The 15,588-nt window shown below is 37.4% G+C and carries 13 protein-coding genes; 12 read left to right on the forward strand and 1 reads right to left on the reverse strand.

All coding sequences use genetic code 11. The features are described from left to right. Window positions 1-109 precede the first annotated feature (109 nt). From ACR1PO_RS18625 to argH, 5 genes are all read left to right on the forward strand, one after another. Window positions 110-1,255 (forward strand): aspartate aminotransferase family protein, encoded by a 1,146-nt coding sequence (locus ACR1PO_RS18625; protein ID WP_433987754.1) that lies wholly within the window; start codon window positions 110-112, stop codon window positions 1,253-1,255. A gap of 319 nt (window positions 1,256-1,574) precedes the next feature. Further along, the gene (locus tag ACR1PO_RS18630; protein WP_433987755.1) at window positions 1,575-2,528 is read left to right on the forward strand and encodes an N-acetylornithine carbamoyltransferase; all 954 of its coding nucleotides are present in this window, start codon (window positions 1,575-1,577) and stop codon (window positions 2,526-2,528) included. A gap of 36 nt (window positions 2,529-2,564) precedes the next feature. Beyond that, complete coding sequence (gene argB, locus ACR1PO_RS18635) at window positions 2,565-3,359, forward strand: acetylglutamate kinase (protein ID WP_332389022.1); 795 nt, start codon at window positions 2,565-2,567, stop codon at window positions 3,357-3,359. Next, a complete protein-coding gene (locus tag ACR1PO_RS18640) occupies window positions 3,334-4,416 on the forward strand; it encodes a M20 family metallo-hydrolase (protein ID WP_332389021.1) in 1,083 nt (360 codons plus the stop codon). The genes argB and ACR1PO_RS18640 overlap by 26 nt, the downstream gene beginning before the upstream one ends. Window positions 4,417-4,671: 255 nt before the next feature. Further along, window positions 4,672-5,976 carry an argininosuccinate lyase gene (argH, locus tag ACR1PO_RS18645; protein ID WP_332389020.1) on the forward strand — a complete coding sequence of 435 codons (1,305 nt, stop codon included), beginning with the start codon at window positions 4,672-4,674 and terminating at the stop codon, window positions 5,974-5,976. 312 nt (window positions 5,977-6,288) lie between these two features. On the opposite strand, the gene ACR1PO_RS18650 is transcribed toward argH, so the two are convergent. Continuing rightward, entirely contained in the window at window positions 6,289-6,750 is a 462-nt protein-coding gene (locus ACR1PO_RS18650) for an Lrp/AsnC family transcriptional regulator (RefSeq protein ID WP_002980286.1), read from the reverse strand. 242 nt (window positions 6,751-6,992) lie between these two features. On the opposite strand from ACR1PO_RS18650, the gene ACR1PO_RS18655 reads away from it, so the two are divergent. From ACR1PO_RS18655 to ACR1PO_RS18685, 7 genes are all read left to right on the forward strand, one after another. Beyond that, window positions 6,993-7,883 (forward strand): aspartate carbamoyltransferase catalytic subunit, encoded by an 891-nt coding sequence (locus ACR1PO_RS18655; protein ID WP_374464755.1) that lies wholly within the window; start codon window positions 6,993-6,995, stop codon window positions 7,881-7,883. Between the two features lie 114 nt (window positions 7,884-7,997). Next, entirely contained in the window at window positions 7,998-9,080 is a 1,083-nt protein-coding gene (locus ACR1PO_RS18660; protein WP_433987756.1) for a carbamoyl phosphate synthase small subunit, read from the forward strand. 11 nt (window positions 9,081-9,091) lie between these two features. Beyond that, on the forward strand, window positions 9,092-9,451 hold the full coding sequence (locus tag ACR1PO_RS18665; RefSeq protein WP_433987757.1) for a four helix bundle protein: 360 nt from the start codon (window positions 9,092-9,094) through the stop codon (window positions 9,449-9,451). Window positions 9,452-9,500: 49 nt separating this feature from the next. Then, window positions 9,501-12,680, forward strand: a complete 3,180-nt coding sequence (gene carB, locus ACR1PO_RS18670; protein ID WP_433987758.1) for a carbamoyl-phosphate synthase large subunit — start codon at window positions 9,501-9,503, stop codon at window positions 12,678-12,680. A gap of 170 nt (window positions 12,681-12,850) precedes the next feature. Then, window positions 12,851-14,044, forward strand: a complete 1,194-nt coding sequence (locus ACR1PO_RS18675) for a hypothetical protein (protein ID WP_433987759.1) — start codon at window positions 12,851-12,853, stop codon at window positions 14,042-14,044. Window positions 14,045-14,246: 202 nt separating this feature from the next. Then, complete coding sequence (locus tag ACR1PO_RS18680; RefSeq protein WP_433987760.1) at window positions 14,247-14,684, forward strand: hypothetical protein; 438 nt, start codon at window positions 14,247-14,249, stop codon at window positions 14,682-14,684. Between the two features lie 301 nt (window positions 14,685-14,985). Continuing rightward, complete coding sequence (locus ACR1PO_RS18685; protein WP_433987761.1) at window positions 14,986-15,483, forward strand: hypothetical protein; 498 nt, start codon at window positions 14,986-14,988, stop codon at window positions 15,481-15,483. The last annotated feature ends 105 nt before the right edge of the window (window positions 15,484-15,588 follow it).

The following is a 15,588-nucleotide window of genomic DNA, read 5'->3' on the forward strand; positions in this document are numbered from 1 at the left end:
TTTTTTAATAAGGTAGAAGATTGATGATAAGTTGCAGTAGTGTGAAGCATAACTTTTAGACCTGCAGGCTTTCAACTATCAACTACCAAACTAACAATTAACAACAAAAATGAATTTATTCAACGTATATCCATTATTCAACATCAATCCGGTAAAAGCTCAGGGATCTTTTCTTTGGGATGACAAAGGAGAAAAATATCTTGATTTTTACGGAGGTCATGCTGTAATTTCTATCGGCCACAACCATCCGTATTATCAGCATAAACTGAAAGATCAGCTGGAAAAAATATCTTTTTATTCTAATTCTGTTCAGAATGAATTGCAGACTGAACTGGCAGAAAAACTTGGAGCGCTTTCAGGGTATGAAGATTATAACCTTTTCTTATGTAATTCGGGGGCTGAAGCCAATGAAAATGCTTTGAAACTGGCTTCGTTTCACAATGGGAAAAGCAAAGTGCTGTATTTCTCAGGTTCATTCCATGGAAGAACTTCTGCTGCGGTTTCGGTTACTGATAATCCGAAAATTGTTGCTCCGGTTAACTTTTCCGAAAGATTTATCAAATCAGAATGGAATGATGTACAGCAGCTTGAAGAGACTTTTGAGAAGTTGGGAAATGAAATTTCTTCTGTTATCATCGAAGGAATTCAGGGAGTAGGAGGAATCATGATTCCAACACCGGAATTTTTATCTAAAATCGAAGAACTGTGTGAAAAATATAATACCGTTCTTATTTTGGATGAAGTGCAGTCAGGATACGGAAGAAGCGGATATTTCTTTGCACATCAGGAGTTCGGAGTTGAGGCGGATATCATTACTACGGCAAAAGGAATGGGGAACGGATTTCCTGTGGGCGGAGTTTTGATCCATCCAAAATTCCAGGCAAATAATGGTCTGCTGGGAACCACATTCGGAGGGAATCATCTTGCCTGTGCCGCTTCCATTGCTGTGCTGGATGTTATGAAAGATGAAAATCTTATCGGAAATGCTCAGAAAATGGGTGAGTATATTGAAAATGAAATTAAAGGGTTACCACATATTAAATCCATCCGAAGGAAAGGATTGATGATCGGAATAGAACTAGACAGGGACTGTTCAGAAGTAAGGAAAGAACTTCTTTTCGGTCATCATATTTTCACCGGAAACTCGAATGATAAAACAGTGCTGAGGATTCTTCCTGCACTCAATATCAAAAAAGAGGAAACAGATCTTTTCATCAATGCTTTGAAAACAGTATTGGAAAGCATCGAAAATTAAAAAGAGTAAGAGGGTAAAGTGCAAAATGAGCAGGAATATGATGCCGTATTTTCATTCCATAGGAATCTAAACGGAGTAACTCGCTTTCAAATCTTTTAACCACAAAAATTACAAAAGAGTTAAGCATTTACGTGATAGTAAGAAACCACTAAACGCTTAAGAAGTACACTTAAGTTTTCAAAAATCTTTGATTTTCTTCTTATGTGAACTATAATATACAGTTTCATTTTAAACTTACTTAAGTGTTCTGAAGTGTTTAAATAAAGCTTTTGTGGTTAAATTAACAATTAATAGGTAGTAACCTTTAAAATCAATTCAAATGAAAAAATTTACCTCTGTAAGTGATGTGGAAAACTTACAGGAAATCATAAAAAAAGCTTTACAGATAAAAGCAAACCCCCTTACTGAAACGGAAAAAGGAAAGGGAAAAACAATAGGACTTGTGTTTTTAAATTCAAGTTTGAGAACCCGTCTGAGCAGTCAGATTGCTGCTCAGAATCTGGGGTTGAATGTCTTGACATTAAATGCAGCGCAGGAAGCCTGGAATCTTGAATTTGCTGACGGTGCCGTCATGAACGGTGATACTGTAGAGCATATCAGAGATGCCATTGAAGTGTTGAATCAATACTGTGATATCATTGCGGTACGTTGCTTTGCAGGAATGAAGAGCAAGGAAGATGATGTGAATGAAAGCATCTTAAGCCAGTTTGAAAAACATGCAAAAGTACCTGTGGTTTCATTGGAATCTGCAACTCGTCATCCACTGCAAAGTCTGGCAGACTGTATCACGATTACAGAAAACTGGAAAAAAGATCACAAGCCGAAAGTCGTTCTGACATGGGCGCCGCATATTAAACCTATTGCGCACGCTGTTGGAAACTCTTTCGCTGAGTGGATGCAGGAAATGGATGTTGAGTTGGTTATTGCCAATCCCGAAGGGTATGATTTAGATAAAAACTTTACAAAAGATGTAAAAGTAATCCATGATCAGGAGGAAGCTTTGAAAGATGCAGATTTTATCTATGTGAAGAACTGGTCTTCTTTTGATGACTATGCTGCAATGCCTGAAGTGAAAGGTGACTGGATGCTGACGAATGAAAAACTGGGCAATACCAATAATGCAAAAGTAATGCACTGCCTTCCGGTTCGCCGTAATGTGGAGCTGAGTGATGAGGTAATGGATGGAGAGCATTCAATCATTTATCAGCAGGCTAAAAACCGTATTTTCTCTGCACAGGCTGTGTTCAGTGAAATTTTAAATGATATTAAGTAGTATACACCCTATAATTTTAATCTTTAATCCTTTCTAATGAAACAGAAAATATACATCATAAAAATAGGCGGAGCGCTCATTGATGATGAACAATTGCTGGATCAGTTTTTAGAACAGTTTTCCGAAATTAATGAAAAGAAAATTCTTGTTCATGGTGGTGGAAAGCTGGCTACAACGTTGGCCGATAAACTGGGTATAGAACAGAAAATGATCAACGGAAGGAGGATTACGGATAAAGAAACATTGGATATTGTCACGATGGTATACGCAGGAGGGATCAATAAGAACATTGTTGAAAAGCTGCAGCAGAAAAAATGCAATGCCATAGGATTTTCCGGAGCCGACGGAAACCTGATCAAAGCTAAGAAAAGAGAACATCCTGAAATAGACTTTGGGTTTGTGGGGGATATTACCAAGAAAAGTGTGAACAGGAAGCTGGTTTCAAAATTAATCAAGCTGGATCTTGTTCCTGTATTTTCTGCCATTACCCATGACAGAAAAGGAAATCTTTTCAATACCAATGCAGATACCATTGCTTCTGTGATCGCACAGGCGCTTTCTGAGAAATATGAAGTTGAACTGTTGTATTGTTTTGATAAAGAAGGAGTGCTGGAGGATGTAAACGACCCGGAATCTGTGATCAAAAGTGTAAATGAGGAAGAATTCACCGTATTAAAAGAAGAAGGGAAACTTCACAAGGGGATTTTACCCAAACTTGAGAATGCTCTCGGAGCAATAAAAAATAATGTAAATAAAGTGTTTCTGATCAAAGAAACAGAACTGAAAAACCATATAGAAAATCATCATGCAGGAACTGAAATCTGTTTATAATAAAGAAGAACTGCTGAATAATGCAGTCGGATTGCTTAAGAATTTGATTGAAATTCCTTCATTCAGTAAAGATGAATTTAATACGTCCGTAGAAATCGAGAATTTTTTCAAAAAACACCGGATTCCTACCAAGCGTTTTAAAAACAATATCTGGGCGGTAAACAAGCACTTTGATGTATTTAAGCCTTCCGTTTTACTGAATACCCATCATGATACGGTAAAGCCTAACAAAGCTTACACCCTTGATCCGTTTGTACCTGTCGAAAAAGAAGGAAAACTGTTCGGTTTGGGAAGCAATGATGCCGGAGCATCGCTGGTTGCTATGGCACAGGTTTTTTTACATTTTTATGATAAAGAAGATTTAAAATATAATTTAGTTATTGCTTTGACGGCAGAGGAGGAGATTTCAGGATTTGATGGAATCGAAGCCTTATTTCCGCAGCTACCCAACGTAGAGCTTGCCATTGTAGGAGAACCCACGCAGATGAACCTGGCGATTGCAGAAAAAGGACTTCTTGTGATTGATGGAGAAATGAAAGGTACTCCTTCTCACGCCGCTCATCCTAATGATGATAACTCAATTGTAAAATGTATGCAGGATCTGCAGAATATTCTAGCCTTTAAATTTCCAAAGGTTTCAGAATATCTGGGAGAAGTTAAAGTTACCTTATCAGGAATTCATGCAGGGGTACAGCATAATGTTGTTCCGGAGTCATGCAATTTTACCCTGGATGTGAGGGTAACGGATGAATATTCCAATCAGGAAGCATTTGAAATTATCCAGTCCCGGATGAAATCTACACTCACTGCCAGATCTTTCAGGCTGAATTCCTCAAAGATCGAAATGGATCATCCGTTTGTAAAAGCAGGAATTGAAATCGGAAGGACAACCTATGGTTCACCTACCTCCTCAGATCAGGCGATTATTCCATGCACATCAGTAAAGATAGGACCTGGAGACAGTAGGCGCTCCCACACTGCAGATGAGTTTGTCTATATCCATGAAATAGAAGAAGGTATAGAAATCTACATCAGCATTTTAGAAAAAGTGTTATAAAGATATAAGATGCCAGATATGAGATATCAGATGAAATTTAAAGTCTGATGTCTGCCATCTGAAATCTGAATGTCAAAAAATATGTTTTGACTCCGTCCGGCAGGCGCTAGAAGTTTAGTTTTTAATAAGATTTATGCAAGAAGAAAATTAGAAATGAAGGCTTTACATAAGGAAATGTTTTTTTATAGTTAATAGTAATAAGGATTGCCTTGCCGGGCATGTCAAGACCAATAAATATTTAAATCAAATATTATCATGAAAAAAATATGGCAGAAGGATGACCTTGCCACCAATATATTAGTCAATAACTTTACAGTCGGTAAAGATCTTGACTTTGACGAACGTTTAGCCAAATATGATGTCAAAGGTTCTATGGCGCATTGCAAAATGCTGGCAGAAACCGGGATTATCACTAAGGAAGAATCAGAACAGATGCTATCTGTTTTAAACAGTATTTTATATAAAATTGAAGAAGGTAGTTTTGAAATTGATAAAGATGCTGAGGATATCCATTCTCAGGTAGAAGCTATTCTTATTGAAGAATTAGGAGATACAGGAAAGAAAATCCATACCGCAAGATCAAGAAACGATCAGGTTTTACTGGATATCAAATTGTATTTGCTGGATGAAATCCGTGAAATAACATCGCTTACAGATGAGTTTTTCCAGATTTTAATTCAACTGGCAGATCAGCATAAAAATGTACTGCTTCCGGGATATACCCATTTGCAGATTGCGATGCCTTCATCATTCGGATTATGGTTCGGAGCTTATGCGGAAGCGCTTTTGGATGATGTTGAAATGCTGTTTTCGGTAAAGAATATCATTAATAAAAATCCATTGGGATCAGCTGCCGGTTACGGTTCTTCATTCCCGATCAATCGTGAAAGCACTACTTATAACCTCGGGTTCCAGTCGATGAATTATAACTCGGTGTACGCTCAGATGACCCGCGGGAAGTCAGAGAAAATGCTTGCCATGGCTATGGCTACTCTGGCAGGAACGCTGGGGAAGTTTGCTTACGATGTATGTCTGTATCTGAGCCAGAATTTCGATTTTATCAGCTTTCCAAAGGAATTTACTACAGGGAGCAGCATTATGCCTCATAAAAAGAACCCGGATATCTTTGAGCTGGTCCGTGCACGTTGCAACAGGATTCAGTCTCTTCCGAACGAACTGATTCTTTTAACAAGTAATCTGCCTTCAGGATATCACAGAGACGTTCAGCTGACGAAAGAAATTCTTTTCCCTGCGATAGATTCTTTAAAGGAATGTCTGGAAATCTTAAGCTATACCTTACCGAATATCCAGGTTAAAGACGGAATTCTGGAGGATGAGAAATATAAGTACCTTTTCAGTGTAGAAAAGATCAATGAGGAGGTTAAAAACGGAAGTTCATTCCGTGATGCGTATGTGAAAGTCGGACAGGAGATTGAAAACAGTGAATTTGAATTTGAACCCGGCAACCTTGAGCACACCCACCAGGGAAGTATCGGAAACCTTTGTCTGGATAAAATAGAATATCAGTTCAATAAACTGAAAAATAAATTATTGGGTTAGAGTCTAAACCATTAAGGTCATCAGAACTTAAGCAAAAATCAGTGGAATTTCTAAATTATTTTAGCCTGCTGTCTTTTCGTTGTGGAAACCTTAATCTTAATAAATCTTAACTGCTTAAGTGATCTTAATGGTTTGATTTTATTCCGTTCTTTGAATTTGATGATTGATAAACTGAACCATTAAGGCAGATGAAGACTTTAAGGTAAGTTAAGAAAATCTGCGATTTTTTAGCCGCATAGCTTCAAATCCGCAAGCGGATTCCTTAATTATTCTTCATTCTTAAAGTTCTTAATGGTTTAAAAAATGGAAGGATTATTCCAGATCAATTTTGAACTTGGTGGATTTTTTTACCTCGTGAAGCACGATAGAACTGTGGTACTGCCCGATATTGGGAATGTTTGAAATAACATTAACAGCGAATTCGTTATAAGAGTTGATGTCCTTGGCAATAATCTTCAGCATATAGTCATACTCCCCGGAGAGACTGATGATTTCCTGTACTTCATCATATTTCCCGATATGGTTCTCAAAAGTTTCCAATACTTTCTTGGATTGTTCCTTGAGACGTACGTTACAGTAGACTACAATATTTAAACCCAGCTTTTCACGGTTTAAAAGCCCCACATACTTCTGAATGATCCCTTGTTTCTCCAATTGTTTGATTCGCTCATACGTTGGGGTAAAGGTAAGACCTATCTTTTCGGAAATTTCCTTTACCGATAGTGTAGAATCTTCCTGAATAATACTGAGAATCATTTTGTCTTTTAAATCCATAGAATATATTTGAGTGATAACAAAAATATTAATTTTTAATGAGAATAAGGAATGACGGAAGTTTTTAATTTATTTTGAACATAATTTTTGTAGGTTCATAAAATTGTTGTATCTTTGCACCTAATGAATAAAAAAGCATTTATATCATTAGATTTACCGGGCGAAAGCGCCCTTTACGATATTTATTGTTATTAAGCGAAGATAGTTGTCTTCGCTTTTTTTTATGCCAAAAAATAAGAATTATGTTTACGATTACAGAACTAAGCACCGAGAGAATCAACAGTATACTGACAGAAGCAATGGCTTTTGCAAATGGTAAAACTGCTAAAATTGAAGGAGAAGTTTTTTGCTCAAACCTTTTCTTCGAAGACAGCACAAGAACGAAAACAAGTTTTGACCTTGCAGAAAGAAAACTGGGACTTCAGGTAGTTCCCTTTGATGCATCACACAGTTCGGTAAACAAAGGAGAAAGTCTTTATGATACAGTAAAGACGATTGAAAGCATAGGAGTAAACCTTGTGGTGATCCGCGATAAAAAAGACAGATACTTCGAGGAACTGAAAAATATTAATATTCCTGTAATCAACGGAGGAGACGGAACAGGAAACCACCCTTCACAATGTATGCTGGATTTGCTGACTATCTATCAGGAATTCGGAAAGTTTGAAGGCCTTAAAGTAGGAATTGTAGGAGACGTAAAACACAGCCGCGTAGCCAACTCAAACGCAGAGGCGTTAAGAAGATTGGGGGCTAAAGTATATTTCTCAGGACCGGAACAGTGGTTTGACGAAGGAGCTCTGATTAACGGAACTTATATGTCAGTGGACGAACTGATTGGTGAAGTGGATGTTCTGATGCTGTTAAGAATACAACATGAAAGGCATGATTCTGCAATGAGTTTCACCGCTTCGGAATACCATAAAAGGTACGGCCTGACCAAAGAAAGAGAACATGCGATGAAAAAAGAAGCCATTATCATGCACCCGGCTCCAATCAACAGAGGTGTAGAAATTGACTCTGAACTTGTAGAATGCGAAAGATCAAGAGTCTTCAAGCAGATGCAAAACGGAGTATTCGCAAGAATGGCTATTCTGAAAGATGCGCTGGAAAGCAAAGGGTATACCTTTAAGTAATTGTAAAAAGTAAAATATACAAAGTACAATGAATAAATAAAATGTAAAGAATACATGATACATTTTACCTGACATTGTACAAAAAGAAAATAATAGAAAATCTAATTTTTAAAAATGAAGAAAAAATTAATACTGGAGTCCGGTGAAGTGTTTCATGGAGAAGGTTTCGGAGCAGAATTGGAAACTGCAGGGGAAGTAGTTTTCAATACCGGAATGACAGGGTATCAGGAATTGATTTCTGACCCGTCGTATTGCGGTCAGATAGTTTGTATGACCTATCCGCTTATCGGGAATTATGGTATTAACCGTGATGATTATGAAAGTATTGAGCCGGCAATCAAAGGGCTTATCGTAAAAGAACTTTGCGATCTTCCTTCCAACTTCCGTACTCAGATCACTTTAGATGAATTATTTAAAAAGAAAAACCTTTCAGGAATTTCAGGGATCGACACCAGAAGGCTTACCAGGGTTCTTCGTAACCACGGAGTAGTGAAAGGAAAAATTGTAAACGCTGATGCTGATGAAACTGCTGTAGCTTCAGAGTTGAAATCAACAGCTTTCCCAACCAATCAGGTAGAGGAAGTTTCTACAAAAACACCTTATGCCAATCCTAACAGAGGTTTCAAGGTTGTATTGGTAGATTTCGGTGCCAAACTGGGAATCATCAGAGAATTGTCTCAGAGAAACTGTGACATTATCGTGGTTTCTCAGGATACTACAGCAGAAGAAATCCTGTTGATGTATCCGGACGGAATCATGCTGTCAAACGGTCCTGGTGATCCTGAAGATGTACCGCACGCTTTAGATATGATCAGAGGATTATTAGGAAAAGTTCCGATCTTCGGAATCTGTTTAGGGCACCAGTTAATTGGTCTTGCCTGCGGAGCGAAAACGTTCAAACTGAAATTCGGACACAGAGGAGGAAACCACCCGGTGTTAGACCTTGAGAAAAATACAGTAGCCATTACTTCTCAGAACCACGGATATGCTGTAGATCAGGAAAGTTTAAAAGGAACAGATCTTATCGAAACGCACATCGCACTGAATGACAGAACAAACGAAGGTTTAAAACACAAAATCCACCCTTGTTTCTCAGTTCAGTACCACCCTGAAGCGAGCCCGGGTCCGGAAGATGCAAACTATCTGTTTGATGAGTTCATTGATTTAATGTACCAATTTAAAAATGTACCAGTTTAACAATAACTAAGATGATCAATTTCGAAAGCAATCCTTTAATTGAAAAGACCGTTAAGTTCTCATTAGATATTATAGAGTTCTGTGAATTATTGGAAAGTAAAAAGAAATTTATTATTGCTAAACAGTTATTACGTTCGGGAACAAGTATTGGAGCAAATTCTTTTGAAGCACAGAATCCATACAGTAAAAAAGATTTTGTGAATAAAATTAAAATTGCTGCTAAGGAGCTTGAAGAAACAAAATATTGGTTATATCTGTGTAAACATTCTCAAAGTTACCCATTTGATGAAAAATTGGAAACACAGATTATAGAAATTGGAAAGATTATTTATAAAATTTTAAGCACAAGTTTATCAAATGAAAACGGTTAGTAACATTGTTACACTGTTAGACTGATAAATTGTTACATTTTAACCCCCTATGAAAAGAAACGATATAAAAACAATTTTAGTAATCGGTTCAGGACCTATCATCATCGGTCAGGCAGCTGAATTTGATTACGCAGGAACGCAGGCTTGTCTGTCTCTGAAAGAAGAAGGCTACAAGGTAATTTTGATCAACTCAAACCCTGCAACGATCATGACGGATGTGGAAATCGCGGATAAAGTATATATCGAGCCGATTTCATTACAGTTTGTAAGCCACATCATCAGAAAAGAACGTCCGGATGCATTACTGCCAACCCTTGGAGGGCAGACAGGTCTTAACATGGCGGTAGAGCTTGAAAAATCAGGAATTCTTGAAGAATGCAAAGTGGAAGTATTGGGAACAAAGCTTTCTGCGATCAACAGAGCAGAAGACAGAGACCTTTTCCGTGAGCTGATGAGAGAACTGAACGAGCCGGTACCGGAATCTGATATTGTAAATACAGTAGAAGGAGCCCTTGCTTTCGCAGATGAAATCGGTTATCCTGTAATTGTTCGTCCTGCCTTTACAATGGGAGGAACCGGAGGTGGTATCGCTTCCACAGAAGCTGAATTGAAAGAGATTGCTGAACTGGGACTAAAACACAGCCCGGTTACACAGTGTCTTATTGAAAAATCAATTGCTGGCTTCAAAGAAATTGAATATGAGGTAATGCGTGATGCAAACGACAACGCCATTGTGGTTTGTAACATGGAAAATATAGACCCGGTAGGAGTTCACACAGGAGACTCTATCGTAGTAGCACCTTCTCAGACGCTTTCAGACAGAGAGTATCAGTTACTGAGAAACGCTTCACTGAAAATCATCAGAGCCTTAGGAATTGAAGGAGGATGTAACGTACAGTTAGCTTTGGATCCGCATTCGTTCAACTATTATATCATTGAGGTAAATCCTAGAGTTTCCCGTTCATCGGCATTGGCAAGTAAGGCAACAGGATATCCGATTGCAAAGATTGCTGCAAAGATCGCTGTAGGATTAACGCTGGATGAAATCATGAATCCGGTAACCGGAAAAACTTACGCATGTTTCGAGCCTGCTCTTGACTATGTGGTAACAAAATTCCCAAGATTCCCATTCGATAAATTCGAAACGGCAGACAGAAGACTTTCCACTCAGATGAAAGCAACCGGTGAGGTAATGGCGATCGGAAGAAACCTTGAAGAGTCTTTACAGAAAGCCATCCGTTCATTAGAAACAGGAATCAGACATTTAGGATTAAAGACAAAACAGGCGCAGGCACTTACTGCAGAGGAAATCGAAAGAAGAATCAGAGTATGTGATGATGAGAGATTATTCATCATCGGAGATGCTTTAAGAAGAGGGTATGACTGGGAGCAGATCGTAGAATGGAGTAAGATCGACAAATTCTTTATCTGGAAACTGAAAAAGCTGGTTGATTTTGAAAAAGTAATCGCTGCCAACAAATTTGATAAAGAAATATTAACTGAAGCGAAGAGATTAGGTTTTGCAGATGTCAATATCGCAGTTCTTTGGGATGTGACAGAACGTGAAGTATTCAATTTCAGAAAAGAAAACGGGGTAATGCCGGTTTACAAAATGGTTGATACCTGCGCTGCTGAATTTGAAAGCGAAACCCCTTACTTCTACGGAACATACGAAGAAGAAAATGAAAGTGTGGTTTCAAATAAAGAAAAAATCATTGTACTGGGTTCCGGGCCTATCAGAATCGGACAGGGAGTTGAGTTTGACTACGCAACCGTTCACTCAGTATGGGCAATCAAAGAAATGGGTTATGAAGCGATTATCATCAACAACAACCCTGAAACAGTTTCTACAGACTTCTCTATCTCTGATAAACTATACTTCGAGCCACTTACGGAAGAAGATGTAATGAACATCATCGAGCTTGAAAAACCTAAAGGGGTTGTGGTACAGTTCGGAGGACAGACTGCCATCAATCTTGCAGATAAGCTAGCTTCTCACGGAGTACGGATCCTGGGAACTTCCCTGGAAGATCTTGACAGAGCTGAAAACAGAGACAAATTTGAAAAAGCACTTCAGGAGCTTGGAATTCCTCAGCCAAAAGGAAGAACTTCAACTTCGAAAGAAGAAGCGATAAAAATTGCCAACGAAATCGGTTATCCGGTATTGGTACGTCCAAGCTACGTTCTTGGAGGTAGAGCCATGGAGATTGTGTACGCAGAATCAGAACTGGCTCACTATATGGAGAATGCTGTAGACGCAAGCCCTGAGCATCCTGTACTGGTAGATAAGTACATGGTAGGAAAGGAAATCGAAGTAGATGCCATCTGCGACGGTGAAACAGTAGTGATTCCCGGAATCATGGAACATATCGAAAGAGCAGGAGTTCACTCCGGGGATTCTATCGCTGTATATCCGCCACAGAATATCTCTCAGAGTGAAGTCGATACCTTGGTAGACTACACGAAGAGACTGGCAAAAGGACTGAACGTTATCGGATTAATGAATATCCAGTACGTTCTTTTCGAAGGAAATGTATATGTAATTGAAGTAAACCCTCGTTCTTCAAGAACAGTTCCTTTCTTATCTAAAATTACAGACGTTCCGATGGCTAACCTTGCAACAAAGGCAATCTTAGGACAAAAGCTGAAAGACTTAGGATACGAAAACGGATTGGTTCCAAACAAAGAAGGAGTTTTTGTAAAAGTGCCGGTATTCTCTTTCTCTAAACTAACGAAAGTTGATATCTCTTTAGGTCCTGAAATGAAGTCTACAGGAGAAGTTATGGGGAAAGATACAACCCTTGAAAAAGCATTATACAAAGGATTGGTAGCAGCAGGAAGAAAAGTTCCTATGCACGGTTCTATCCTGTTCACAGTAGCAGATAAGCACAAAGAAGAAGCAGCAGCGCTTGCAGCGAGATTCCATGAAGTAGGTTTCAGAATCTGGGCTACGGAAGGGACTGCGAAGTTCTTTGAAGAAAAAGGAATCCCTTGCAAGATCGGATATAAAATAGGAGAAGAAGATGTAAATCTTATCGACCTGATCCAGAAAGGAAAAGTTCAGTATGTTGTAAATACCACTACAAAAGGTAAGCAGGCAGAAAGAGACGGATTCCAGATCAGAAGGATGAGTGTGGAAAACGGTGTTCCTTGTTTAACTTCAATGGATACGGTAGAAGCCATTCTAAAAGTAATCGAAAGCATGAGCTTCAAAATGGAGACAATGTAATTTCGAAAATAAATATTCAAACCCCGCAAGTTTCTTGCGGGGTTTTTTGTGCTTAATATAAATAATACCACAAAAGGGTAATTGACATGGTATTCCATACAGAGTACTTTTGATAAGGCATAACAGATGAAAATTGACAATACAAAACTAACCTCAAAAAACTATACAAAATGGAACCTAATCAATGTACCAAGCTTCTTGAAGGTGGAATTTATACCACTCTGAATGTCGCAAACACAGGTGATTTTCTTTACGACCTGAAAAAATATTATGAATCCGAAAAATTCAAAGATGATTTTAAAACTAAAAAATTTTCATTTGGCTTTGAAGCCATTGATCCTACATCAATGGTTAAGAATGTCTTAAACCTTGGAGCTTCCGATGATGAAATTAATGGTTTTCAGGAGACAATTAAATCACTGAAAACCATTATGGTTTCACAATCATTCTTTGATTCATTTACTTTACATACCCCAAACAAAGATATTATTGAAGGATATGTGAAGTGTTTAGATGTTCAAAATAATAAAAAAGGATTATCAACAGTAGTACAGGAAGGGGATGAAGGAATAACCATTTATATTTTCTACAACAAAATATCGAGTACGGATCCCAATCCCATTGTTGAGGATTATACAGTAACGAATGGAATAGAAGTTAGTAAGAGCTTTCAAAAGGGAAGTATATTGGATATTAATAATTCAATTACCATTAAAAGAGATGATCCTTCAAAAGATATTTTCTTTTTCTTAGACACAGATAAAGGACCTGTAAATTGTTTGTTAAATGGACTTCCCACAGGTTTCAATAAAGATTTCCCTGTGGGTACAATCTTATGTTCATATTTAAGTTGGGAAGAATTCCAGGAAGTAACTAAAAATAATTTAACCAATCCTGATAAAAACTGGAACAGTAAATATTCTAAATGGGCTCCGTGTGATGGTAGAAAAGTAGACACAAACTGCGGGCTCGCCCGTGCTACGCAAAATCTCACAAATGTTCCTGATTTGAGAGGAATCTTCCTGCGCGGGAATAATGCTTTTGATACCAATGAAATGGCCTTCGGTATCCCATCGGTTTCTGAAAATCAAAAAGATCCTTCGGGTAACAGATTACGGGGCAGTATTCAGGGAGATGAGATTAAAGAACATGATCACCAGATTATGCAGCAGAGTTTTGGAGGAGTAACTTCAACACCCCGGGCAGTTTCAGCAAATACATCTGGTGCAGATGGTGACCTTGATGGCTCACAAGTGATTAGCGGTTATGACAAAGCAACTGTCCCTTTAATTATTGCTGTTGCCGGAGGAAAAGAAACCCGTCCCAAAAATATGGCTGTTAATTATTATATAAGAATAAATTAACAAGCTGAGGTCTTTTATGACCGGATAGGATAATACTGACTCATTGAAAATCTATTGTACTGCTGCAACTTAATGTATAGTTTGCAAGTGAAACAATGTAAATAAATGAATCCCACAGGTTTTCTTGCGGGATTTTTTTCTGTTAATCTAAACACAGAGGATTCTGTTTATTTTTGCAAAAAAACATGTAAGCTAAAATTATATGAATGCAATTTTTAAAGGTATTTTGAGTGTTGTTTTTGTGCTCGTATTTTGGGGATGTTCAATACCGACAGACTTTTATCTTCAAAATCTAACAGAGACGAAGAAAATAGTAAAGATTAATTATAAAAAAAGAATGGTCAAAGAATTATCTGAAGGTTCTTACGGTACACCTGGCTTCAATTATGAGAACGATATTGTACAGCCAAAATTTTTTAGAAAAAATAAAAATTTAAAATCTCTTGAAAAAAAGATTGACAGCTCTGGTGTCATGCTGGAAATCAACCCTCATTCAACAGTACGGATTGAAAAAACTCATAATTTTATGTGGGAATGGTATATTGTTGATATTGAAATTGACGGAAAAAAATATAGTATAGACGAAATAGTCAAAAAATCTGAGAATATTAAAGATGATTATATATTTAAAATTGAATAAGTAAAAAATGAGATTATGGTATTTCAGAAGAATATTATGATATAATGAGCAATTTTATTAACTGCTAAACCTAACAGGTTTCTAAAACTGTTAGGTTTGAATCTAATTATGAAATAATTTTCAACATTTTTCAATTGAAATCTGGAAAAAAACGGCCATGGCTAATAATTAATCGTTTTTTATCAGATCACTTTTAAAAATACATTATGTTTACCGAATTATTTATAAATTAGAGCGTTAAAATTCAGGCCGTTATTACTATTTGAAAAACTAATAAAATTCACCAAACCAAAATACAGCCATGGCAGAATATTACGCAAAATCACACAACTCTTTATCCTTTGAAATCACCAAAGAAAGCCAGATTATAGGCAGGCTTATTTACGAAAGCTGGTTTAAGTTTAATGCTGAGATTGAAATTGCCAACCGTTTTTATCTGATTGAACCGAAAGGTTTCTGGGGAACCACTATTGAACTTAAAGACAATGAAAAAGTGCTCCTTAAGTTTCGGATGAACTGGAATGGTGAAATTGTAATACAGACGTATTTTGACAGCGTAAAAGAAGGCTTTCTTTTTAAGCACCGGGGAATTTTCAAAGAATCATTTGTTCTTGCCGATCAGCAGGGTAATGAACTTTTCGTGATGAAACCCCATCTGAAGTGGAGTTCCATGAACTATGAATATCACATTACCACAACAGAAAAATTCGAAATGTATCCGGCCAAAGAAATATTATTGATCAATGCACTGCATTGTGCCAATTATTACATGTCGATGATTGCTCCAGCGGTTGTATAATTGATGAACACTGAAAATACATGTGTAGGTTTGCTGTTAACCTGCTCCTGATAATGTATTTTCATAATGTACAGTAAGTGTAAAGCTGCATTTTACCATTTTGTT

The organism is Chryseobacterium amylolyticum, assembly GCF_051011775.1.
In the GTDB taxonomy this organism is placed as follows: Bacteria; Bacteroidota; Bacteroidia; order Flavobacteriales; family Weeksellaceae; genus Chryseobacterium.